Consider the following 22,395-nt stretch of genomic DNA (forward strand, 5'->3'; position numbering starts at 1 on the left):
AGAAGCAATATTTCCAACGGCTCAAGAGTGTCTAGAGAAGCCGGGGCGATTCAGCTTGATGTTGCCGATGAAGCGATCCCAGGCCGACAAACCAAGGCCCAGTGCATCTTTTACCTGTTGCGGATCAAACACGGTGGAGTGGGGCACCTTCACCGCACCGGTACGGTCCTTCACCGCCATCTGCAAGGTGTTGTTACACACCACCCGTACCGAGGTGAACTGGGCGGTGGTGCACAGCGTGCCGTCACAACTGGTGGCTAACAGCAGATAGGCTTTCACCCGGTCTCCGCCTTTGAGCAGTGCTTCTTGCCCGGTCTTGGCCAGTGCCCATAGTTTGCGCCCACCTTTCAATACCCCAGCGGTTTCCAGTTCAAAGCCACCGGCACTGACCAGGTCGCGATAGAACTCCAGTACTTCAGATGGCTGTACCACCTTGTAACGCGGCGACACCACCGACAGCGGTGCCAATGAATCCGACCGATACAGCACCTTGGAATCAGCAAACGGCCGGATGTGCATGCCGTCGTCAGCGACGTTGAACAAGACATCACTCTGCTCGATACGCCAGTCCATACCGGCTTCCGTTAGCCACACTTCCAGCGGTTGCTGGGGAGAAAGCGGATTGCCCAGACCATGCCAGGGCGTGGCCCCGACAAAGGCCATGGATTCGATGAGATGGGACATAGATCACTCCAATGAAAACGCCCCAGACTCAGCTGGGGCGAGGGCATAAAAGACACCCAGAGTGGGTGTCGCTGTGCGGGTTCAAGGGAGTGATATGTGGCTGAAAAAAAATGGATTACATTCTCTTCCAGGCTGGTTGTCGTTCGGCGATTGCTGCCATTCAGCTTACCGGGCTGCTTGACCGGCAGTTGAACAGTTTATCTGGCCACGCTCATCAATGACGTGAATTTGGAAAACTTGTTTGGCTAGATTCAGGCCAATGGTATTGATTGTCATGGTGGGCCACTTTGTCAGTAACACCCCCGACTATCTCATCGGGCAAGCCGGCCAGGGGGGCGTCCATACCATTAACAAAGCCAGCGTAAACTGAATATCTATAATTTTTGTGGGGATTGCGTAAATTGGTGACGTTCAGTGGGCTTTTGGTGGAGTCTTGGCGAGGGGAGTTGAACTTTCCTCATCAGATGCTTCATGCATGTGTGTCATGTTCGTTTTAATAAAATCTATGAATTTTCGTGCAGGAGAATTTGCCAGATTTCTGGACGGAAATACCGCGTAGAGACATACGTCCCTCAGGCGCCATTCTGGCATGATCTTCACCAGCTCTCCTTTACGAACTGCCGGAGTGGCAAGGATTTCAGGCAGGTGGATAATACCCATGCCCGCATTGGCCAGTTGCTGCATGGCGATGAAACTGTTTACGGTTATCTTGTAATTCGGCCTGAGGATTATCGTTTCATTATTTTCACTGTACAGCTCGATTTCGCTCTGGTTACTCATGCCAATCCAGTAGGCGCTGAGTAAGGAGTCCGTACTTTCTATCACACCATATTGATCCAGGTAGGATGGTGCCGCATAAATGTGATGCGTGTTTGACAGCAGTGTCCGGCAAATGAGAGAGGAGTCTGGTTGCTGTCCCATGCGAATGGCCACATCAATTCCTTCCTGTACCAGATTGCGTGGGGTGTCATCAAATTCCAGTTGCATATTTACTTCGGGGTATAGCCTGCAGAAAGCGGCTACATCATCGACAAATGGCCCCAATGAAAATGGTCCTGGAACCTGCACGTGCAGCGTCCCCTTTATTGTTTCATCATTTAGCGTATCTAGCGCACCTTCAGCGGCTTCCACCATCGTTCTGCACGAGTCGAAAAAGTGCTTACCCTTGTCGGTCAGGACAACATGTCTGGTCGATCTATAAAGAAGCTGTACACCCAGTTCTTTTTCCAATTGTGCCACATGATGGCTGACAACGGAGGCGGACAGACCCAGCCGCTCTGCAGCTCGACGAAATGAGCCACTTTCGGCAACGCGGCTAAACACCATCATGCTGCGTATCTTATCAATCATTGTTCGATTTTCTGCAGTAATGAATTCAATTTGATGTGGATTCTAATGCATTTAGAACAGGGGTAGACTTATGAATTGCTTATTTTTGCATTCGAATTCCATGAGATTGACCATATGCATACCGCTTCTTGCCTGCCTTTGTCTGGCGGCCTGTGCCAGTGGGCCGGAATACCAGCGGCCAAAGATGGACCTGTCACCACAGTGGCATGCGCCAACTCCTGAAACAAAGCGCACGCCCCAGAGCAGCAACTGGTGGCAGCAGTTCAATGACCCCACGCTGCAAACTCTTCAAGAACAGGCTGAACATAACAGTAATACCTTGGCACAGGGTCTTGCAGCAATCCGTAGTGCCCGAGCGACACGCCAATCAGATCAGTCAGGACTTTGGCCCAGCCTGACCTTATCTGCTCAGAACTCAAATACCCAAAGCACCACAACGGGTGGTGGCAAGACGGTGACCCGTACCAATAGTGGCACTCTAGATGCTTCCTGGGAGCTAGACCTCTTCGGTAAAACCTCAAGAGCAGTGGAGTCAGATACCGCATTGATTCGTGCACGTCTGGCTGACTGGCATGATGCCCGAGTTTCATTAGCAGCTGAGGTAGCAACCGACTATGTCGACTACCGGATATGCCAGCTAAAGAAGGCCTATTACCTGAACCAGGCAACATCACAGGACAAGACCACCGAGCTGACTTGGGTATCACAGCGTGCCGGACTGACAGCGCTAGCAGATGCACAACTGGAAGATGCCTCTGCTGCAAGTACCCGTGCTTCGGCCTTGTCACAGCACACTGAGTGTGAGGTTCTGGTGAAGACGTTGGTGGCGTTGACTGGCATGCAGGAGCCGGTGTTGCGTCGCACGCTAGAACAAGGTGATGGGCAGCTACCACAACCCGAGGCCTTACTTGTAAACAGTGTGCCAGCTGATTTACTGCGCCAGCGACCAGATGTCGTAGCGGCGGAGCAAGAGCTCATTTCCACCATGGCCCTGATAGGGTCTGCCGAGGCCAAGCGCTGGCCCACACTCTCGCTCAGCGGCAGTGTCGAGCTTTCACGTTCTGTTGGCAGCGCGTTGACCTCCCCGTGGTCATTTGGACCCAGCCTTTCATTACCCCTGTTTGATGGCGGCAGCATCAGTGCTGGTATCGAAACAGCGAAGGCCAATTACGACAAATCGCTGGCTAATTACCGTCAAGTCGTGACTGATGCAGTTAAGGAGGTCGAACAAGCATTGGTAAGACTGGACAACATGGCCGCCCGAGAAGCGGCGCTCAAGCGCAGCGCTGATGGTTATCGTGCCTATCTGAATGCCCAATTGGCATATCAGAAAGTAGGTGGTAGCAGTCAACTAGATATCGAAAGTGCGCGTCGATCCAGTATCAGTGCAGATATCAGCTTGCTGGAGTTGCAGCAAAGCCGTCTGGAGTACTGGATTGCACTTTATAAAGCGGTGGGTGGTGGTTGGCTGGCCCCGCAAGGAGAGCAGAAGTGAATAAAAAGATTTCTTACCCTTATGTCGTAATCGGTGGCTTGTTACTGATGGGGGGCGTGTTCTGGCAGATCCACTCAGTAGCGCCTGCTCAAGCCCAGCAGCCTGCTGTGGCCAAGGCCGTGATGGCCGTTGAACTGGTGCGACCAGAAAGTGCCACTTGGCAGATGCGCTTGGCAGCAAATGGCAATATTGCTGCCTGGCAAGAAGCCATCATGGCCGCTGAAACCGGTGGATTACGTATTGCTGCTTTGCATGCCGAAATTGGTGATAAGGTGAAGCGCGGTCAACTACTGGCCGAACTGGCACGAGACAGTGTGTTAGCTGATATCCGTCGTTACGAGGCTGCTGTGGTATCGGCTCGTGCCACCCTGGCTCAGGCTCACAGTGATGCTGAGCGGGCTCGCCAAATCAAGGGGAGCGGTGCTCTGTCGGAGCAGAAAATCAATGACTACCAGATTACCGAGCAAACTGCACAGGCCAGTTTGGCACAAGCACAGGCACAACTGGATGCTGAAAAGGTGACTCTGTCGCAAACTCGCATCGTGGCTGTCGATGACGGCATTATTACCAGCAAGAGTGCCCTGCTGGGCAATGTTGTGAGTTCAGGGACTGAACTGTTCCGCTTGCAGCGACAGGGAAAGCTGGAATGGCAAGCAGAGGTTGATGCAAAGCAGTTGTCAGCAATTCATCCCGATAGTGTTGCCGAAGTCAGCCTGCCTGATGGCACGATACTGCAGGGCAAGGTACGTCTAGGTGCACCAACGTTATCAACGTCCACTGGCCGTGCCTACGTCTATGTCAGCTTGCCTGCCGGAGCCCGAGCCGGCATGTTTGCCAGCGGATACTTGCAAGCAGGTGAACAAAGCGTAATTACCCTGCCGCAGTCAGCCATGGTGTATCACGATGGTATCAGCTACGTGTATGAACTAGGCTCTGGTAACAAGGTAATCCGCCGACGCGTGAATGTGCTGACGACACGGCAGCAGCGGGTTGCTGTAACTGGCATCAAGGCAGATGCACGTATTGTAAAAGCAGGAGCTGCCTATCTGGCCGACGGTGATCTGGTAACAGTGAGCGGTGGCAGTCGATGAATTTTTCTGCTCTGTCCATTCGCAATCCGGTACCTGCCATTCTGCTATTCATCCTGTTGTCAATTGTTGGCTTTTACAGCTGGCATCGGTTGAGCATTCAGGATTTCCCGGATATGGATTTGCCAACCATCAATATTTCAGCATCGTTGGAAGGCGCCGCTCCGGAACAGCTTGAAACAGAAGTTGCACGCAAGATCGAAGACAAGCTGGCTTCTCTGCCACGGCTGGATCACATCACGACAACAGTTACGGAAGGCTCCGCCTCAATCAGTGTGTCCTTTGAAATCGATAAGGATAGTGAAGTAGCGCTGAACGAGGTGCGTAATGCAGTGGACGCAGTCAAGGCCAATTTGCCGTCCAAAATGAGTACACCAACAGTATCCAAGGTGACTGCTGCCAGCAAAGCTCTGATTACCTATGCCTTGTCAGCTCCAGGTATGAAGGAAGACGAGTTGTCGTGGTTTGTGGACAATGACGTTAACAAGGCCTTGCTATCTGTTAAAGGTGTGGCCTCGGTCGATCGCCTTGGTGGCGTTGATCGCGAAGTCCAGGTTGAGCTGATACCTGCCATGATGGCCGGGCTTAAGGTCAGTGTGGATGATATCCAGACTCAACTGAGTGCCGTACAGCAGAATAACTCTGGCGGGCGTGCCGAACTGGGCGGTGGAATTCAGTCATTCCGAGTGCCTGCCGCCTTACATACGGCCAGCGAAATTGCAGCACTTCAGATTCCGCTTTCCAGTGGTACGCGCATTCGTCTAGATCAGATTGCCCGCGTCAGTGACAACCATGCAGAGCGAACCACACTTGCCTTTGTGGATGGCAAGCCGGTAATCGGCTTTGAAGTGACACGACAAAAAGGCTTCTCCGATGTCACGATTCGGGCTGATATCCGACAGGCAGTGAGTCGATTTGCGCAGGCACACCCCCAGGTCAAAATCAGTGAAATCAGCAATACCGTTGAACCTATCGTAGACAACTACGACGGCTCGATGCATTTGCTGCTAGAGGGCGCCATTCTGGCAGTCATTGTCGTGTGGCTGTTCTTGCGTGATTGGCGTGCAACCTTAATTTCTGCCACCGCATTGCCGCTTTCCATCATCCCGGCCTTTGCCATTATGGATTGGATGGGTTTCAGCCTGAATACTATCTCACTGCTTGCATTGGCACTGGTGATTGGCATTCTGGTCGACGATGCGATCGTTGAAGTAGAGAATATCGCTCGCCATCGCAACATGGGTAAATCGGCTTTGCAGGCCGCCATGGAAGCTGCGGATGAAATCGGCTTGGCTGTCGTAGCCACCACGCTGACTTTGGTCGCCGTATTCCTGCCTACTGCGTTCATGGGTGGCATTCCCGGCAAGTTATTCCGACAATTCGGCATCACCGCATCGGCTGCCGTTCTGGCCTCCCTATTGGTGGCACGGCTCCTGACCCCAATGATGGCTGCTTATTTCATGCGTGCAGATCAGCACACACATGAACAGGCTGATGGGCCGCTCATGACCCGTTATCTGGGCTGGGTACGACGCTGTCTACAGTACCGTGGTCGTACCATTCTGGCTGCCGGTGTCTTTTTCATCTCTTCCCTGGCTTTATTGCCGTGGTTATCAACAGCCTTCATGCCTGCTATGGATGATGGGCAGTCACAAGTCTCCATCGAGCTGGCACCGGGAAGTACGCTGGAAGAAACCGCTGCAGTTGCCCATCAAGTGGAACGCGCAGTACTTAGCCTTCCGGATGTAATGCATGTATTTTCTGCCGTCGGTACCGCCAGTAGTGGTAGTGGGCTGGAAACCTCATCCAGCACGTCAGTGAATACGGCAACCCTCACCGTAGACATGAAGCCGCGCGGTGAACGCCGCAAACAAACCGTTGTTGAGGGGTTGATGCGTCAGCGTCTGGCCAGCATTCCTGGAGCCAAGATAACGGTAGGACGCGGTAATAGCGGCGAACGGCTTCAGGTGACGCTAGCCAGCGATGATGCAGAAGCGCTAGAGCGTGCCGCCAGTAATCTGGAGCATGATATGCGCACCCTTAAGGGGGTTGGAAATGTCACTTCTGGAGCCGCACTACAACGACCAGAAATTCATATCACTCCCGATTATGCCCGTGCAGCTCAACTGGGGGTGACCTCTGAGGCGATTGGTGATGTGGTACGTCTTGCCACCTATGGGGATTACTCATCCAGCCTGAACAAGCTAAACCTGCCGCAAAGGCAGATTAATGTCAGGGTGCGCAATGCTGCCGACTTGAGAATGGATATCGACCGGATCAGCCAGTTACGTGTTGCCGGTACAAATGGTCAGGTAGCACTAGCAAGTATCGCTGACATACGCATGAGCAGCGGGCCGTCACAGCTCGACCGTATCGACCGTTACCGTAATGTCACGCTAACTGTAGAGCTGAATGGCCGCGCACTTGGCGATGTTATGGCGGAAGTCCGCAAGCTAGCCGGGATGCGTAACCTGCCGCAGGGTGTACATCAGGTCGGGCAGGGTGAGCTGCAGAACATGAGCGAAATGATGGGCAGTTTCGGTATTGCCATGGCAATCGGCATTCTGTGTGTCTATTGCGTACTGGTACTGCTGTTCCATGACTTTTTACAACCTGGAACCATTTTGGTAGCGCTGCCTCTGGCAATCGTTGGTGCGCTGGTTGCATTGCTACTGACCGGTGGAAGCTTTGGCATGCCAGCGGTGATCGGGGTTCTTATGTTGATGGGCATTGTCACCAAGAACTCTATCTTGCTGGTTGAGTACGCCATCGTGGCCCGTCGTCAGCATGGAATGTCACGAATGGATGCTCTGCTGGATGCCTGTCATAAGCGCTCGCGCCCCATTTTGATGACAACCATTGCCATGGGGGCCGGCATGCTACCTATCGCCCTGGGAATGGGGGCAGACCCAAGCTTCCGCCAACCCATGGCCATTATCGTGATTGGTGGGTTGTTAACCTCGACCATGCTGAGTCTGCTTGTGGTGCCTGTGGTTTTCACCTACGTCGACGACTTAAAATGCTATATGACTAGCAAATTTTCAAAGTAGACCTTGCCAGACATTTAAAGAAGTATTGACTTTAAAAAAGCAGTTCTTATTTGAATGCTTTTAGTGCATTAAACTAGTGGATAGTGGTTCCATGCATAGTATCCACTGCAGGAAATGCGAATAAATTAGTACGAAGTAATAGTTGGATGGAGTATTCTAGTGTTGAATTATAAGAGGCCGCATTTCAAGTATTGTCAAATATTGAGAGCGATTCATTAAAAAATAACTTGCTATAATTGTGAGATTTACTTCATCTCCTTATTTCTTTGGAAACGGAAGTTTTGGCACTGCTAAAATGGAAAAGAAATGAAAATAAAATTAAATTAGTAATTGATCGCATCGAAATTATTTATAATTATCTTGGCCGTTTTCATTCCTCCAAGAGTGTAAGCACCATTTGCCCGGCAATGCCGGGCTTTTTTTATTTTCTAACTGGAAAGCAGTGAATCTGTTAAGTTAGGCAAATATGCTCATGTGCATATTTAGTTAACCGCTGTTTTTAATATTAATAATTGTAGTTGCTATGGTAAAATTAAATGCATAAAAAGTGCTGCAGGAGTAGCGCTTTTTATGCCCATATTAGGTAGGATCAGATTGCTAGGGAATCTCTGAAGAAGTCCTGGCCTTCCCGTTAAAATCTATCATCCCACCACACCGAGAAGTCGCGATGAACAAGCAACTGAGCTTCACCGATCTCGAACTGACCATCAAGAAAAAGCAGACACGCCGGGAAATCTTCCTGGCCGAAATGGACAAGGTCATGCCGTGGGACAAACTGGAAGCCGCCATCGCACCCTTCTATCCCAAACCCGGCAATGGCCGTCGTTCCTATCCCTTATCCAGCATGCTGCGCATCTATTGCCTGCAACAGTGGTACGCCCTGTCTGATCCAGCCATGGAGGAGAGCCTATATGAAATCGCCTCCATGCGGCATTTCGCACAGATCAATATTGAAGCAATTCTGGATGAAACTACCCTGCTCAACTTCCGCCATCTGCTGGAAAAGAACGCACTCACCGAAGCGCTGTTTCACACCATCAACCAGCATCTCGCTGCCAAAGGCCTGACGCTCAGGCAAGGCACCATCGTCGATGCCACCCTGATCAATGCGCCCAGCTCCACCAAGAATGCCAAGGGTGAGCGCGATCCGGACATGCACCAGACCAAGAAGGGCAATCAGTGGTACTTCGGCATGAAAGCCCATATTGGCGTGGATGCGCAGTCAGGCCTGGTTCATCACGTCCACACCACGCCGGCCAATACTGCCGACGTGACTGAAGTCGATCACCTGTTACATGGCAGAGAAACCGACGTCTTTGCCGATGCCGGTTATATCGGCGTGCAAAAACGTACAGAGCATGAAAACCGCAGTGTGAATTGGTGGATTGCCATGCGTCCGGGGAGGCGCAAAGTGCTGAGAACTAGTGAGGATGACCGCTCGGCTGAGACCGTTGAAAAGGTGAAAGCCAAGATCCGTGCCAAGGTTGAGCATCCATTCCGGGTGATCAAGCAGCAGTTTGGTTTCAGCAAAGTCAGATACAAAGGTCTCTCCAAAAATACGTCCCAGCTGTACATGCTGTTCGCGCTATCCAATCTCTGGCAGGCGAGAAAGACGCTGCTTGGCTGAAATGTAAAGACAAAGGCCTGGTTTCCATTGCCTTGTGGGTATTCATCTTTGTCGGTACTAGCCAAATTGGTTTACTGATCGGTTGGCACATCCCCTGGATGTGCTCTGGCTCAGCAAAATGCAGGCTTAATCAGACCTTCCTAAGAGAAGAGCAATAGCTCTTTTACTGGTGAGTGGAGATAGATAGCGACATGTAGGCGCTAATGCGTCAGTTGTTAGCACGGATTGTTCTTGTCTGCCGCTGTTTGTACAGAAGAGCCCGCCTCTGGCTTGGTTCTCTTTCTATGTTCGATCAGTACTCGACCAAGGCGTTCAAACGCTTCAAATAGCTCTTGGCTCATTTCGCAATTGGAACATTGATAGCCTACGATGATGTCAGATGTAAACGGCTTGGGTCTTGGTCTGAATCGGGTGATTAACCGTTTGATGAACGTAAACATAGTGCTCTCCTTGGGTTGTATGGTCACATAGGATAGGCACCATTAAATAAAAAAAGCGCTACCTTATGGAGCGCTTTTTTACTGGCATACAGTACGATCAGATTGCCAGATCATCCAGGCTGAAACCTTCATCCAGTAGTGCCTGTACCCATACCGGTTTACGACCACGACCAGTCCATGTCTGGGACTCATCATTCGGATTCTTGTACTTGGCTTCTACCGGCTTACGCACAGCAGCAGTCGCTTTGTTCAGTACGTCATCCAGGCTCAGGCCATGCAGCTTAACCAGTTCCAAGATCTGCTTCTTCGCTTCAGCTTTCTCAGCCGCTTGTTGCTGCTCGATGGCAGTAACGACTTTGGCATACAGTTCTTGCAGTTCAGTAAAGCTCAGTTCAGATAGATTCATTTTTGTTTCCATGGGAAGGTTTGTCTGTATTTCAGCAGGCACTACTCACCAAGTCAAGTATAAATAATCCGCTATCTAGTTAATTTAGGTTTCAATTGTGCAGAACAGCCAAAGGTTCTGATGTTCGGTTTGGTAATGCCCATTGCAGCCCCATCCAGGGCTATTGCTGATGCGATCTGGATATCTTCCTTGGCCAGGTAGGGTAGAGCTCGCTCAAGTAGATAGCGGCGTTTCTTAGGGTTTCTAAGATCTACCTTCCCTAAGCCACATTGCAGGTATTTCCGCTTGTCACGATTACAGTTGTAGTAGCTTCCTTTGTTGTCAGTAATCGTCTTAATCCAGTATTGTCCTATCTGATCTGAATAGTAGCAGTCGTTCTGAACTTTATTCCCATCAAAGATAAAAATGCAATGAGCATGATAGTTGCATTCTTCTGTATATTCAATTGACCATATCCATCCCAAGCAGTGCTTAAAGATCTTTGGTATATGACGATGATTCGCCCATAGGCTGCGTAGGTATTGACTAAAGGAAATAGCACTACAGCTTTTCTGGTGTTGATCTCGAATAGAGAGATCGATACGAATAACCAGTAGGCGTGGATAGCCTACCTGTTTGCATGACAGAATAAAACGTTTAGCTGTTGCATAGCTATTGCTTCGCATTGCATTCCAGATAGCCAATTGTTTTTGAATGTAAGGCGATAAAGCTTCACGCTGATATGTTTCAATAGCGTGATTGAAATGTTCAGCTACCACTGTGCCATCAGGAAGTACGCTACCTATCCCCATAGAGCGGCATTCTAGCACATCTAGCTTTGCGACTAGAAGTTCTACAAGAGGATGTATGAAAACATCAGGAAATGCATTTGTGAAGTAATGGAGTCGGGGAGTGCTGACTAGACTGCCTGCATGATCTACATAGTCAGGATTGGTGGTTGTGACATGTGCTAACGACGTCACATTATTACTAATGATGAAGATAGGTAAGGCTGCTGCAGCAAGCCATTCAGCTAGTTCAATTGTTCTGCTATAGGTAAGGATATGGCTGGCAAGAAGGCATCCAACTTGTTGTTGAAGAAGAGGGTAGTTGGATTTACATAAGCTCAGTTCTAAATTTCCTCCTGGTGACAGAGTGTAATTGTCTCTATTGATTGTTGACTTTTTCATTTCTTACACCCTTAGGTTTGTTTCTGGTTTTATAAGTATTCAGTTGTTAATGGTAATATTAATTAAGTTATATATATGCAGGTTGAATGCAATAATAAATATATACCACATTATTCTTGTGGTGATATTGGGTTGATTGTAGTGTTGCTTCCCTTTATTTGTTGAGTTTTATTTTTGCAAGTGCATTAAAAAATCAATTTGGTATGTACATGCTTATTTTCTAGTTAAATTGATTGGTTTTAATATTTGAACCATGAGCCGACTGTTTGTAACTTGTGTTTTTTGATGTTGTTTATTTCTAATAGTGCATCTGGGACATGTAGTCGAAAGTCCTGATCAATCAGGCTGTACATCGGCAATACGTTTTTGCAAAACTGATCAAAATCATGTTTGTTTGAAAAATCATGAGTTCCTATTCCCATTTTACGATAGTGCGAAAATTCATCTTCACAATTGGATACTGTTCCCTTTCCTCTCAAGATGGTGTATTTCCAGTACTCCATTACTTCTTCAATAATCTCACTCTCTGTTTCGTTATCGGTGCCGGTATAGAAGATCATGCAGTGATAGTAGAACCCTTTTCGTTCTAGATATTGAATGTGCCAAATGAAGCCATGGATAGTCGCTGGCAGTTTTTTGTTACGAATGCCTTTCAATAAATCGTCTAACGAGTCGGACAAGAGACGTAGATCATTCGTGTTAAAAGGTTGGCTGACTGTGCTGAGATCAAGCCTTGATATAGTAGGTGTATGATCCGTGTTTTTTAGCATCAAATTAAATTTTGCCACGGTGTCATTGTATTGCTTACTGGGTTCATATTCCCAATCGGTAATTTTCTCTTCGTTTGTGGGCTTTCTTAAGTAAGTACGAAACTTGTCAAGCCATCGGTCAAAGTGAGTTGCTGCCAGTTCGCCATTAGACATGATCTGATTAGGATGGTATCCAAGCCATTCTTCATTGGAAAGTGTTTCATGTAGAAAGATAAGCATCGGATGCAGTTGCATGTATGGCAGCTTTTCTTTAATAAGCCGTAAACTAATCCGATTTGATAGTGCATTGTAAGCTAATTTATGCTTGTCATTTTTAATGAATGTAGCCCTGTTTTGTAATTCGTCTATTTGAAAAAAATATTCACTTCCAATGCCGAGTTGTTTGGAGATTTTTTGTAAGTGCTTCAGGTCGTAGTAGATCTGATTGTGATCCGGGATCATAATTGTTGGTTTTTCATTTTCTGATTTTTTTTGTACTAAATAAGTGTCGATGGAGTAAATTGAAAAGCTGTCAATAGATGGGGCGGGTTGATGCTGTTGATGTTTTATATTGTGTTCGGGTCCATGAATTATTTGGTACTCCATGCTGTTGTATATGTTGCTGGGTGTGTAGATGTCATTCTTCCACGTACTTTCTACAAGCGGTGGATTTAATGGCATATTGATGTTTTGATTAAAAGAATTTGTTATCTGCGGTGTGAAATTTCCCCAGTAATGATTGTTTGGCATGTTCATGTTCATGTTCATGTTTGCTGTTGTTGGGAAAATGCCTGCTGAATTGTTGAAGCGAGTTGTGTACGGATGGGGGGTGATTAAAATTTCCTTCTTCTGGGTGTTATTCCCATTGCCTTTGCGATGTGGACCGGTCATGTATTTCATGGAAAATTCCTTTTTGGTTTAGTGCTGTGTTTCTAACTATCAATCAGTGGCTTTTCTATTGCTTTGACTGCGTTTCGTTGATTATTACACCCTGCTATTTTTGCTATTCCTGCTACAAATAGCAGGAATAGCAAAAATAGCAGGGCAGAGGACGGCTTGGTGTAGTGGCTAAATTTAAATGTCTATGGCAAGACGTATGGTGTTATATATTCTGTCTTTCCGATCTTGTACTGGTGGACCAGGCCTTGCTGTTTCAAGTACTCGGCAGCTTTATTTCTTTCGATTTTATCTCTTGGCATGCCGCGACCGTATTGAAGGATACGATTGAAAGGTATGTCATTTTTTCCTAATTTTTGGCATTCTGAAATAATGAAATGCAGTAGTTTTTCAGCCTGATTTTGTAGGGTGGTATGGTCGTGTTGCTGAGGGAATATTCCAATGAATTCATCAGCGAACCAGCTGCAGATTTCCTCTGCTCGATCTAATGTTATTTGACTTATTTCCCCAGAATACTGATCAAATATGTGAAGAAGCGCTGCGACTCTGGCGATATTATCAGGCAGCTTTGCGGCATATTCATGATGGTGTTCAAAATAACCGCCTGGTTCACATTCACGATTTACTTCATCTATAATTTGATGCCAACGCGCAGACGCATTTTTTGAAAAATTCAAGCACTTTCTTTCTGAGGCATTGTTATTGTCATTAAATATCTTATCAAGTAGCTTGTTTGTGAATGAGTAAAAGGTATTTAATTTCTCTTCTTTGTATTTTGCTGTGGATGGTGATTTTTTCCTTTCTGTAATTTCCATAAAAAAAATTCTTGCATCTAATCCCATTTCCTTTGAGTTTTTCCCATTCCCGGATCTGAATTGATCATATTGTGTTTTGTTTATCAGGGCTGTAAGGGATAGTCGATATTCGTTAAGGCTGATGTTCTCGATATTGTGTCGTGTTTTTTTTAAACTTTCGCTTCCCCAGGCTTTTAGTAGTAGTGTTGGGTTTTTAAATTCATTACTGTTAAATATTTCAGTAGCCTCCGCTGAGATTAGTGTAACTGTTTTGGGGTTGTTATTAAGCTCCTTGATGAGTCCAGCATTGGAGTAGTCACTGGCTGTGATAGATTTTTTTCCTTGGTGGTTTTGGTTTGTTTTGTTGGTGCTCTTTGAATTTATTGGTGGTTTTTTCATCTCCAGTTTGCGTAACTGTTCTTTTTAAATTTTTGTTTATGGCATCCCATACGGCTAGGTTTGCATTGTATTCTTCCTTTTCTTTTTGATATTTCTTGTCCAATTCTTGTTCGTACTCGAAAATTGGCTTGAAGAGTATTTCAATCGCCGTAGTTTTTCCTGTGCCTGACTCGCCAATTCCTGTGATATTTATGGTTGTTGGCCTTGTAAAGCCAGGTGTCGGGCTCACGTTATAATACCCTTGGGCTGCGGTGCTCATGACTGCCAGAGTTACAAGAGCAAATAACTCTTTGCTGACGCCGGTGTTATGATGTGCTTCATCAATTGCATCAGAAGCTATAAGTGGTAGCTGTTGAAGTGGGAATTTTTTCTTTTCCATTTCATAGCCTTGAAGAAGTGGTTGGAAGTTGTGTTGAAGCTCGTTTAAATAGCCATTATTTATTTTCATTTAAGCTCTCCGCTTTCGAAAAATATTCTGATTTTTCTAAAATCCATTTTTTAATATCACTTTCTAGCCAGCCAACTGATCTTAGTCCAAGCTTGAATGGTTTGGGAAAATCTTGATCGTAGTATGGGCTTTTAGAATTTAATTTATTGTAAATAGATGAGCGGCATAAACCTGTAATTGCGATAACATCGCTAATTCGTAGGACTTGAACGACGGCATGAGGATTAGACATGATTTACCCCCACGTAATGCCAGGTGGTAATGTCGATCAGAATTTTTCTTAAAACAGAAAAGGTGAACCAGCTTAAAAAGATGCTGATACGGTAGTGCACATGGCTATAGATAAAACGATAGCTAGCTGGAGTACAAAGCGTGGTGAACTTGTTACTTGAACATCTAGGGGAGTACAGCAGAGGGGTGTAGCAGAGGGTATTGCAGCGGTTGCATCGATCAGATGAGTCTGACGCAGAGGGGCCTCCATCGGAGTCGGATGAACCTGATGGTTTTGCACGCTTGGTTGTGCTACGGCGGGTGCTGCGCTGAGTGCGATGAGTATGAGTACGTTTTATACCCAACGAAACACGAGCACAGAGATTTGCGATCTGCTTGTAATTCTTTATATAGCTAACGATAGGTTCTAAAACCTGTTTTGCTTTTTTAAAGTGATCAACAAGTTGATTGGCAACGTCCTTTACTTTTTCTGATAAGTTAGGGACGAAATCTGCTTCCACGGCTTGTTCTTGGTATGCTTGCCACCGACTTTCCATTGAGTCGACTATCTCGCTACCTTGATCGAGGTAGTGAAGTGCGAGGTGGTGCTGTGTTAAAAATTCTTCTGTCACGGTGTGGTTCATGCTCACTCCTGTTCGGCTGAAGTAGAAAGGGCCAGCTAATCTGGCCTTTTTTACACTACTCCGCATCCTGCTGGCCTGTTAAGGCGTTCGAACAAGTTTGCATGCTCTAGTAAGGGTTCGATATGCCATCTGCTAATCAATGTCTTGTTTTTAATGAGTAAATGACAATGTCTTTGCTGCGCGGGGTGTTGTATTTCTGTTAGGCTAGCCCGCCACTTGGTCGTCATGATCAATAGCGATAAATGCTGCCCATGCCTCCATCACCGGGCGTCGCTGTTCAAGCAGGTCCGTACGGTGGTAGGCCGCTTCAACCTTGTTTTCCACGGTATGCGCTAGTGCACGTTCTGCCAGATCCCGAGCAAAGCCATTCTCACTGCACCAGTCACGGAAGCTGGAGCGAAATCCGTGTGCCGTCGCAACTCGCCCCTCGACATCACTGATTGCCTGAACACGTCGTAGGAATGAAGTCAGGACCATGTCTGACAAAACGATAGCGTCGCGAGGGGAGGGGAAGACTAGCTCTTTATGTAATCCTTGCTGCCCACGAAGAATTTCAATCGCGGTATCACTCGGTGGAACTCGATGTTGAACCTTGGCTTTCATGCGTTCTGCCGGGATGACCCACAGTTTTTGTTTCAGCTCGACCTCACTCCAGGTCATGCCTCGGACCTCGCCTGAGCGTGCTGCTGTCAGAATCAGGAACAGCAGGGTAGAGCGTGTCGCGTCGAAAGCTTTTCTTGCTTTGAAATGATCGGTATAAAACTTGGGAAGTACCTGCCATGGCATGGCTGGCTGGCGCTGAGTTCGAGCAGTCTTGCCTGGTTGCTGAGGTAGAAGATGCGTCACGACATCAACTGGATTGGACTGATTGTGTCCGTGCGCCCAGCCCCAAGCCATCACTGCATGCAGGCGTTGCTTAACTCGGCTGGCAGTCTCGGCTTTCTCAAGCCAGATTGAGCGCAAGACATCAGCGATGTGGCGTGGCTCAATTGTGTCTAGTGGCATATTGCCCAGTGTTGGATATGCAAACTTTTCTAGCGTGTTTATCCACTGTGCAGAGTGCTTTGCATTTCTCCAGCCTGGCTTCAGATCGGCATGAAGAAGTTCTGCTGCTTCGCGGAATGTCAGTGTTGGCTGGACTTCTGGTGATGGTTCTTTTGCGGCAAGGGGGGCTAGGCCCTGAGCAAGCCATGCTCGTAATTTCTGAGCAATTTTTTCTACTTCCGCTATAGCTACCCCGATCATGGTGGGCAAGGGTATTACTTGGGGTCTGTCTATCGTTGACGATGTTGCAATTATGGAGCAACAGGCTAGGTACTGAAGGAAAGTCATTTTGCACCCCTCTCCAATAGAGTCATTTTGTACCCCCAAATGATCCCCCGTTGATTAATATTATTAACATAACATGCTGATGTTAGAAATAAAAAAATATTAATTCGTTTCCCGCACTGGGAAGCCAAGGATATTTCCAAGTTGTTTTAATCGGTAGTTGCTGTCAGCGCGCAGTGCCAAGACATTGCACTACGCGCTTTAGAACCAACCCTCATTTGTTTTTCTTGCCACGGCATGGAAAACGGATGAGGGTTTTTGTTTGTGTTCGGGATGCAATAGATCTATCGCCTGCTGCTTTCTCTTTTCGGCACTGACTGGTGCTGCCTTCTGTTGATGCTTTCTCTGTGCCACTTGCTTGATGATGGTGTGTGCCCACGTGGTAGCCAGGCATGTCGGTGTCACGTCTGCAAATATTCTTGTGTTTCTCCGTTGGCTGCCGTTATTTGGTGATTAGGTTTTCTTAAGTGGTGATATTTTCACCATAAATTTCATCGTCATTAATATTTATTGATTAATTAAGCCATTTGCTTAATGCGAGTACGTCTCGCTCTATTTCGGTGCGCAGCAAGCATGGTGATGCTCGTGGGGGAATAATACTAAAGTAGTAGATGGTTGTCGGTGCTGCTTATGGGAATATGTGTGCTATGTATTATTTTTGAATCATCTTGATTTTTCACCGGTTTTTGTACGGCTTTGTCTGCGTGAGTTCATTTTTTGATATCGATTTTTTGTTTGCGCATTACACTTTGCTCACCAAGTGAAATGTTCTGTGCTATGCGTTGGCCTGGGTTGTTCATTTATTCTGTCGGGGTGATTGTTGTAAATAGCTATTGTATTTGATTTAAGGTGGCTGTGGCTGGCTTAACTAAAAATGATGCCCTCAGAAAAATTTAAACTGCAGCGAGTTGATATTTGTCATCGGTGTGATGCTGGTTTGTATGGAAACTGATGAAGAATTAACTAGTCTGCATATTGATGCCAAGGCTGCTTTGCCAGCCTTGAATTTTGGCATGAGCCTGATGGTTTGCATCTTTTCTCCACCGCAATCGCCCTTGGGCTGTGTGTGATGGCAGGGGGTGGGAAAATAAATGATGACTTGCATTTGATGTTGATCAAATGGCGTTGTGGTGGTGGAGATTATTGCGGATATTTTTCTTGTAAGACGCTTGTGTTTTGATCAGTGTGTGGTGATGTGTCGGTATCTGCCGCCGGCTGCGGTATGGCATGGGTGTGAGATGGATTTCTGCTTGTTTGAGTTTCAAGTGTATGTACTGCTGGGTGAACAACAGAGTGGATAGAACGGCATCGGCTGGTGGTGAATGGCGATCATTCGAGGCAGCCGTATCTTGGGTTTCTATTGCTCTGCCGGGGATATTTAATAACAGGGAGTTGGTATGAAAATAACAAAAGAAAAAGTCAAAGCAGTGGGGTTGAAGTCAGTCCAGGGGCGCATTGCGCTTGCGGCAGGCGCTGCCCTGGTCATCAGTTCCGTGGTGTTGCTAACGATTAATGTTGGTTCGTCGATGATGACCCAAAGCATGGTTAACGGGCGGATGAATGAATTGATCCGCACGGAAACCGAAGCCAAGTTGAGCAATCTTGCCTCCGCCCAGGCCGGTGCCATCCAGGCGCGCTTTGATCTGGCACTGGATGCGGCACGCACCATGGCGCATACCTTTGCATTGTCAAAAAGCAGCCTGCCGATGGGGCGTCAGCAGCTGAATGCGATTTTGCATAACGTTTTGCTGAGCAACCCTGAATTTAACGGCACTTATTCATGCTGGGAGCCGAACGCGGTGGACGGCGGGGATGGCCAGAACGCCGCTGCCGGGAATGGCAATAATCCCCAGACCGGGCGTTTTACGCCGTATTGGACCCGAAGCGAGAGTGGTGCCATTGCGGTACAGCCGCTGGTGGAGTACGACTCGGATGCCTTGCATCCGAACGGGGTACCCAAGGGCGGCTGGTATGCCGGACCGAAAGCGAGCAGCAAGGAAAGCGTACTGGGGCCTTTGCCATACATCGTGCAAGGCAAGAGCGTCTTTCTGGCGACCATGTCAGTGCCCATCATCATCAATGGCAAATTCATGGGGGTGGCCGGGGCAGACTACAACCTGGACTTCGTACAGAAAATCAGCCAGGAAACCAACAAGTCACTGTATGAGGGCAAGGGCAAACTGCTGATTTTGAGTGATCGCGGCTTGGTGGTGGCCGATAGTGCGCATCCAGACCTGATCGGCAAGCCTTTCACCCCCGAAGTGGGCGAGGCAAATGCCCAGGGCCTGCTTGCCGACATCCAGACCGGTAAGTCCAAGACCTGGACCGATGATGCATCCAATACCATGAATGCGCTGGCACCCATTCCGCTGGGGAAAACCGGAAAGCCATGGGCAGTGCTGATTCAGGTGCCGAAGGATGTGGTGCTGGAACAGGTTAATGCGCTCAATCATGACATTACCAGTCGTTCTGTCTTTACCACCCTGCTGCAGATTGGCATCGGTATTGCCATCGTTGTGCTGGCCAGCGTGTTTCTGTGGCGTATGTCGGGGCGCATTGCCAAGCCAATCCGGGATGCTGCTGAAATGGCGCAGAACATCGAAGATGGCGTTTTTGACACCCGGCTGACCGTGGCTTCAAGTGATGAGGTGGGCAAATTGGCGTCTGCCCTGAACAGCATGTCCGACAGCCTGCAGGAAAAGGTGAATCTTGCCGAGCAGATCAGCCAGGGTAATCTGGATTGCAACGTCAAGCTGACTTCGCCATCCGACCAACTGGGCAAGGCGCTGCAGAAAATGGTGGAAAACCTTAACCGGATGATCGGCAATTTGCAGAACGAAGCCCGGGCCATCGACAGAAACGCTAAGGACATGTCGGCTCTCAGTCAGGAGTTGTCCGAGGGGGCAGGTAGTTCGGCGGCCTCGATCGAGCAGATCAGTACTGCCATGGCGGAGATCAGCTCCCAGACCAAAAACAATGCCGACAATGCTGTGCGGGCCAGAAGCATTTCCCAGACTTCGCATACGGCTGCGTTGAATGGTGCGCGCGAGATGGGTGAAATGCTGACTGCAATGCAGGAGATAAAAGCCTCTGGCGACAATATCACCTCAATCATTCAGGCTATCAACGACATTACCGAGCAAACCAATTTGCTGGCCTTGAATGCGGCGATTGAAGCGGCCCGCGCCGGGGAATCCGGACGTGGTTTTGCCGTGGTTGCCGACGAGGTGCGTTCGCTGGCGATTCGCAGCGCCAATGCGGCGCAGCAGGTGGCCAAGCTGGTGCAGTCCTCCAGTGCCAAGACCGCTGTCGGCGTTAATGTGGCGAATAAAACGTCCGACTCGCTCAGGCAAATTGTGTCCAGTGCCGAAGAGTTGTCGGCACTGGTAGAGGGCATTTCCCTGGCATCGCAGGAGCAGGTAAGCGGTATCGAAGAAATTACCCTGGGCTTGCATCAGATCGACAATGCCACGCAGGCAGTCAGCACGCATGCCGAGCAGTGCGCATCCACTGCGGTGCAGCTTACCTCGCAGGCAAAGCTGGTACATGATCTGATCAAGGACTATCGCGTGAAAACCTAGGCGCAGCAAGGCGCGTAGCATCAGCCCCCGGCCTAGCTTGGGGGCTGAGCGGAGGCCATCATCAAAACATCTGCCTGCTGGCGACACGGCGGGCGCAATAAAAATGCCACCCGGCTGGGTGGCATTGTGCGATGGAGTGGGCGGTAGTTTACAGGTCGCCGCCGGTTTCCAGAATGAAACTGGCCTTGGCATCCTGACCCAGTTGTTCCACCAGGTAGGGCAGAACCTCCTTCAGCATGGCGGGCAAGGTCCACGGCGGATTCAGCAGAAACATGCCGCTGCCGTACATGCCAAAGCCGTCTGCCGATGGTGCCTGTACATGCAGCTCGGCGCGCAGCCAGCTCTTGGCGGGCAGTTTTTTCAGCTCTTTGGGCAGTTCTTTCATTTCGGCGCGTTGCAGGCAGGGGTACCACACCGCATAGATGCCGGTGGCAAAGCGCTTCAGCCCTTCTTTCAGTGCGGTGACCACATGCTGGTAATCGCGCTTGTCTTCATACGGCGGGTCGATCAGCACCAGGCCGCGACGCGGTGGCGGCGGCAGGATGGCCTTGATGCCTTCAAAGCCATTGGCCTGCTGCAGCTGGGTGCGGCGCGGATGACCGCCAAAATTCTGTTCCAGCAGCTGGAAGTCGGTAGGGTGTAGTTCAAACAGGCGCAGCTTGTCGCTTTGCGGCATCACGGCGGCGGCGCACCAGGGCGAGCCGGGGTAGTAGCGCAGCTCGCCATCCGGGTTCATCTCGCGTACCACGTCCACATAGGCCGCTACCGCCGGGGGCAGGTCGGTGCGGTCCCACAGGCGGGCAATACCACTCAGGTATTCGGCATTCTTGGCGGCATAACCTTCTTGCAGTGCATAGCCACCGGCACCGGCGTGGGTATCGATATACCAGTAGGGTTTGTCTTTCTGGCCCAGATAGTCCAGGACGGCAATTTCAATCAGGTGCTTGAGCACGTCGGCATGGTTGCCGGCGTGAAAGGCGTGGCGATAACTCAGCATGCATCAGCTTTCTAAGACAATGGCGGCATTGTAGCGGATTTGACCGCACATCAGACGGCGGGCAGCCAGTTGGCGGGGAGGGCATGTTCCCAGCCCAGTGCGCGTACCACGCTGGCAAAGTCCTCCGCCAGCGGGCAAGTCAGGGTGATGGCTGCACCGCTCAGCGGGTGGGTGATCTGCATTTCCATGCAGGCCAGCAGCATGCGCTGGCTGCCAAAGTGCTCGGCAAACATGCGGTTGTGCACGCCCTTGCCGTGGGTGGCATCGCCAATGATGGGGTGGGCGATGTGCTTCATGTGGCGGCGCAATTGGTGGCGACGGCCGGTCAGCGGCGACAGCTCCACCAGTGCGTAGCGGCTGCTGGGGTAGCGGTCCACGGCGATGGGCAACTCGACGGTGGCCAGGCGGTGGTAGTCGGTTTGCGCTTCCTGCGGGCCGGGCTGCACCTTTTCACCCAGCCAGGCCAGGTCGTCCACCCGGCGGCTGAGGGCGTGGTCGATATGGCCGGATTCTGCCGGATGGCCGCGTACCACCGCCAGATAGCGCTTGCTGACTTCCTGGCGTTCAAACTGCCAGCTCATCTCCCGCGCGCTGTCTTTGTCCAGCGCAAACAGCAGTACGCCGGAAGTGCCCTTGTCCAGTCGGTGCACCGGGTAGACGCGCTGGCCGATCTGGTCGCGCAGCAGCTGAATGGCAAAGCGGGTTTCATGGCGATCCAGCTCGGAGCGGTGTACCAGCAAGTTGGATGGCTTGTGAATGGCGATCAGCTGCGTGTCGCGGTAGAGGATGGGTAGCATGGCAGTGTTGATGAAGCGAAGGCGGCGATTGTAGGGCTTTGTGCCGGGCTTGGGTATGCCGATGGGGCATACGTGGCTGAATTGATACAGCAAGCCGGGCGTGATACGACAGAATGGGCTGGCAGGGTGTTGAGCTGGCAGTGAAATCTTGCGGCATTAGCAGGAAAACGTCATATTTTCTGTTCTGTCATGCCCGGACTGCATGTATTTTGTGGCACCAGTGCCATGGGCTGATCGTTTT

19 protein-coding genes are annotated in these 22,395 nt (G+C 49.4%); 6 read left to right on the forward strand and 13 right to left on the reverse strand.

From position 1 onward, the window contains the following. Nucleotides 1–21: 21 nt before the first annotated feature. A complete protein-coding gene (locus tag ACODR9_RS17025; protein ID WP_488810589.1) occupies nucleotides 22–684 on the reverse strand; it encodes a DUF932 domain-containing protein in 663 nt (220 codons plus the stop codon). A gap of 411 nt (nucleotides 685–1,095) precedes the next feature. Then, nucleotides 1,096–2,034: a LysR family transcriptional regulator gene (locus ACODR9_RS17030; RefSeq protein ID WP_488810590.1), complete on the reverse strand. Its 939-nt coding sequence runs from the start codon at nucleotides 2,032–2,034 to the stop codon at nucleotides 1,096–1,098. 70 nt (nucleotides 2,035–2,104) lie between these two features. Between ACODR9_RS17030 and ACODR9_RS17035 the strand changes: the two genes are divergently transcribed. The 4 genes from ACODR9_RS17035 to ACODR9_RS17050 all read left to right on the forward strand — a co-directional run bounded on the left by ACODR9_RS17035 (nucleotide 2,105) and on the right by ACODR9_RS17050 (nucleotide 9,294). Beyond that, nucleotides 2,105–3,529 carry an efflux transporter outer membrane subunit gene (locus ACODR9_RS17035; protein ID WP_488810591.1) on the forward strand — a complete coding sequence of 475 codons (1,425 nt, stop codon included), beginning with the start codon at nucleotides 2,105–2,107 and terminating at the stop codon, nucleotides 3,527–3,529. After that, nucleotides 3,526–4,620 carry an efflux RND transporter periplasmic adaptor subunit gene (locus ACODR9_RS17040; RefSeq protein WP_488810592.1) on the forward strand — a complete coding sequence of 365 codons (1,095 nt, stop codon included), beginning with the start codon at nucleotides 3,526–3,528 and terminating at the stop codon, nucleotides 4,618–4,620. The genes ACODR9_RS17035 and ACODR9_RS17040 overlap by 4 nt, the downstream gene beginning before the upstream one ends. Continuing rightward, on the forward strand, nucleotides 4,617–7,667 hold the full coding sequence (locus ACODR9_RS17045) for an efflux RND transporter permease subunit (RefSeq protein WP_488810593.1): 3,051 nt from the start codon (nucleotides 4,617–4,619) through the stop codon (nucleotides 7,665–7,667). Before ACODR9_RS17040 ends, ACODR9_RS17045 begins: the two co-directional genes overlap by 4 nt. 667 nt (nucleotides 7,668–8,334) lie before the next feature. Next, nucleotides 8,335–9,294, forward strand: a complete 960-nt coding sequence (locus ACODR9_RS17050; RefSeq protein WP_488810594.1) for an IS5 family transposase — start codon at nucleotides 8,335–8,337, stop codon at nucleotides 9,292–9,294. Nucleotides 9,295–9,509: 215 nt separating this feature from the next. On the opposite strand, the gene ACODR9_RS17055 is transcribed toward ACODR9_RS17050, so the two are convergent. From ACODR9_RS17055 to ACODR9_RS17095, 9 genes are all read right to left on the reverse strand, one after another. Then, entirely contained in the window at nucleotides 9,510–9,734 is a 225-nt protein-coding gene (locus ACODR9_RS17055; protein ID WP_488810595.1) for a hypothetical protein, read from the reverse strand. 97 nt (nucleotides 9,735–9,831) lie between these two features. After that, on the reverse strand, nucleotides 9,832–10,140 hold the full coding sequence (locus tag ACODR9_RS17060; protein ID WP_488810596.1) for an H-NS histone family protein: 309 nt from the start codon (nucleotides 10,138–10,140) through the stop codon (nucleotides 9,832–9,834). Between the two features lie 71 nt (nucleotides 10,141–10,211). Next, nucleotides 10,212–11,309 (reverse strand): YagK/YfjJ domain-containing protein, encoded by a 1,098-nt coding sequence (locus ACODR9_RS17065; RefSeq protein ID WP_488810597.1) that lies wholly within the window; start codon nucleotides 11,307–11,309, stop codon nucleotides 10,212–10,214. Nucleotides 11,310–11,548: 239 nt separating this feature from the next. After that, a complete protein-coding gene (locus ACODR9_RS17070; protein WP_488810598.1) occupies nucleotides 11,549–12,958 on the reverse strand; it encodes a hypothetical protein in 1,410 nt (469 codons plus the stop codon). 182 nt (nucleotides 12,959–13,140) lie between these two features. Further along, entirely contained in the window at nucleotides 13,141–14,148 is a 1,008-nt protein-coding gene (locus ACODR9_RS17075) for a DUF3987 domain-containing protein (RefSeq protein ID WP_488810599.1), read from the reverse strand. Then, nucleotides 14,066–14,596, reverse strand: a complete 531-nt coding sequence (locus ACODR9_RS17080; protein ID WP_488810600.1) for a DUF3987 domain-containing protein — start codon at nucleotides 14,594–14,596, stop codon at nucleotides 14,066–14,068. Before ACODR9_RS17080 ends, ACODR9_RS17075 begins: the two co-directional genes overlap by 83 nt. Then, complete coding sequence (locus ACODR9_RS17085) at nucleotides 14,583–14,828, reverse strand: AlpA family phage regulatory protein (RefSeq protein ID WP_488810601.1); 246 nt, start codon at nucleotides 14,826–14,828, stop codon at nucleotides 14,583–14,585. The genes ACODR9_RS17080 and ACODR9_RS17085 overlap by 14 nt, the downstream gene beginning before the upstream one ends. Further along, a complete protein-coding gene (locus ACODR9_RS17090) occupies nucleotides 14,821–15,450 on the reverse strand; it encodes a hypothetical protein (protein ID WP_488810602.1) in 630 nt (209 codons plus the stop codon). Before ACODR9_RS17090 ends, ACODR9_RS17085 begins: the two co-directional genes overlap by 8 nt. A 204-nt stretch (nucleotides 15,451–15,654) precedes the next feature. Next, nucleotides 15,655–16,695, reverse strand: a complete 1,041-nt coding sequence (locus tag ACODR9_RS17095) for a tyrosine-type recombinase/integrase (RefSeq protein WP_488810742.1) — start codon at nucleotides 16,693–16,695, stop codon at nucleotides 15,655–15,657. A gap of 1,025 nt (nucleotides 16,696–17,720) precedes the next feature. Here ACODR9_RS17095 and ACODR9_RS17100 point away from each other — a divergent pair. Both ACODR9_RS17100 and ACODR9_RS17105 read left to right on the forward strand, forming a co-directional pair. Next, a complete protein-coding gene (locus ACODR9_RS17100; RefSeq protein ID WP_488810603.1) occupies nucleotides 17,721–17,849 on the forward strand; it encodes a hypothetical protein in 129 nt (42 codons plus the stop codon). A gap of 327 nt (nucleotides 17,850–18,176) precedes the next feature. Beyond that, nucleotides 18,177–20,360, forward strand: coding sequence for a methyl-accepting chemotaxis protein (locus ACODR9_RS17105; RefSeq protein ID WP_488810604.1), 2,184 nt, complete (start codon nucleotides 18,177–18,179; stop codon nucleotides 20,358–20,360). Nucleotides 20,361–20,508: 148 nt separating this feature from the next. On the opposite strand, the gene ACODR9_RS17110 is transcribed toward ACODR9_RS17105, so the two are convergent. Both ACODR9_RS17110 and ACODR9_RS17115 read right to left on the reverse strand, forming a co-directional pair. After that, nucleotides 20,509–21,357, reverse strand: coding sequence for a 23S rRNA (adenine(2030)-N(6))-methyltransferase RlmJ (locus ACODR9_RS17110; RefSeq protein ID WP_159876240.1), 849 nt, complete (start codon nucleotides 21,355–21,357; stop codon nucleotides 20,509–20,511). 50 nt (nucleotides 21,358–21,407) lie between these two features. After that, nucleotides 21,408–22,154: a tRNA pseudouridine(65) synthase TruC gene (locus tag ACODR9_RS17115; RefSeq protein ID WP_488810605.1), complete on the reverse strand. Its 747-nt coding sequence runs from the start codon at nucleotides 22,152–22,154 to the stop codon at nucleotides 21,408–21,410. Nucleotides 22,155–22,395: the final 241 nt, after the last annotated feature.

The organism is Aquitalea sp. FG25, assembly GCF_057809375.1.

Coding starts and splice junctions, on each gene's coding strand:
- ACODR9_RS17115 (WP_488810605.1), bottom strand. CDS start 22,154: ATGCTACCCATCCTCTACCGCGACACGCAGCTGATCGCCATTCACAAG.
- ACODR9_RS17095 (WP_488810742.1), bottom strand. CDS start 16,695: ATGATCGGGGTAGCTATAGCGGAAGTAGAAAAAATTGCTCAGAAATTA.
- ACODR9_RS17030 (WP_488810590.1), bottom strand. CDS start 2,034: ATGATTGATAAGATACGCAGCATGATGGTGTTTAGCCGCGTTGCCGAA.
- ACODR9_RS17045 (WP_488810593.1), top strand. CDS start 4,617: ATGAATTTTTCTGCTCTGTCCATTCGCAATCCGGTACCTGCCATTCTG.
- ACODR9_RS17110 (WP_159876240.1), bottom strand. CDS start 21,357: ATGCTGAGTTATCGCCACGCCTTTCACGCCGGCAACCATGCCGACGTG.
- ACODR9_RS17075 (WP_488810599.1), bottom strand. CDS start 14,148: ATGAAAAAACCACCAATAAATTCAAAGAGCACCAACAAAACAAACCAA.
- ACODR9_RS17105 (WP_488810604.1), top strand. CDS start 18,177: ATGAAAATAACAAAAGAAAAAGTCAAAGCAGTGGGGTTGAAGTCAGTC.
- ACODR9_RS17025 (WP_488810589.1), bottom strand. CDS start 684: ATGTCCCATCTCATCGAATCCATGGCCTTTGTCGGGGCCACGCCCTGG.
- ACODR9_RS17060 (WP_488810596.1), bottom strand. CDS start 10,140: ATGAATCTATCTGAACTGAGCTTTACTGAACTGCAAGAACTGTATGCC.
- ACODR9_RS17035 (WP_488810591.1), top strand. CDS start 2,105: ATGAATTGCTTATTTTTGCATTCGAATTCCATGAGATTGACCATATGC.
- ACODR9_RS17090 (WP_488810602.1), bottom strand. CDS start 15,450: ATGAACCACACCGTGACAGAAGAATTTTTAACACAGCACCACCTCGCA.
- ACODR9_RS17050 (WP_488810594.1), top strand. CDS start 8,335: ATGAACAAGCAACTGAGCTTCACCGATCTCGAACTGACCATCAAGAAA.
- ACODR9_RS17080 (WP_488810600.1), bottom strand. CDS start 14,596: ATGAAAATAAATAATGGCTATTTAAACGAGCTTCAACACAACTTCCAA.
- ACODR9_RS17055 (WP_488810595.1), bottom strand. CDS start 9,734: ATGTTTACGTTCATCAAACGGTTAATCACCCGATTCAGACCAAGACCC.
- ACODR9_RS17070 (WP_488810598.1), bottom strand. CDS start 12,958: ATGAAATACATGACCGGTCCACATCGCAAAGGCAATGGGAATAACACC.
- ACODR9_RS17085 (WP_488810601.1), bottom strand. CDS start 14,828: ATGTCTAATCCTCATGCCGTCGTTCAAGTCCTACGAATTAGCGATGTT.
- ACODR9_RS17065 (WP_488810597.1), bottom strand. CDS start 11,309: ATGAAAAAGTCAACAATCAATAGAGACAATTACACTCTGTCACCAGGA.
- ACODR9_RS17100 (WP_488810603.1), top strand. CDS start 17,721: ATGGAAACTGATGAAGAATTAACTAGTCTGCATATTGATGCCAAGGCT.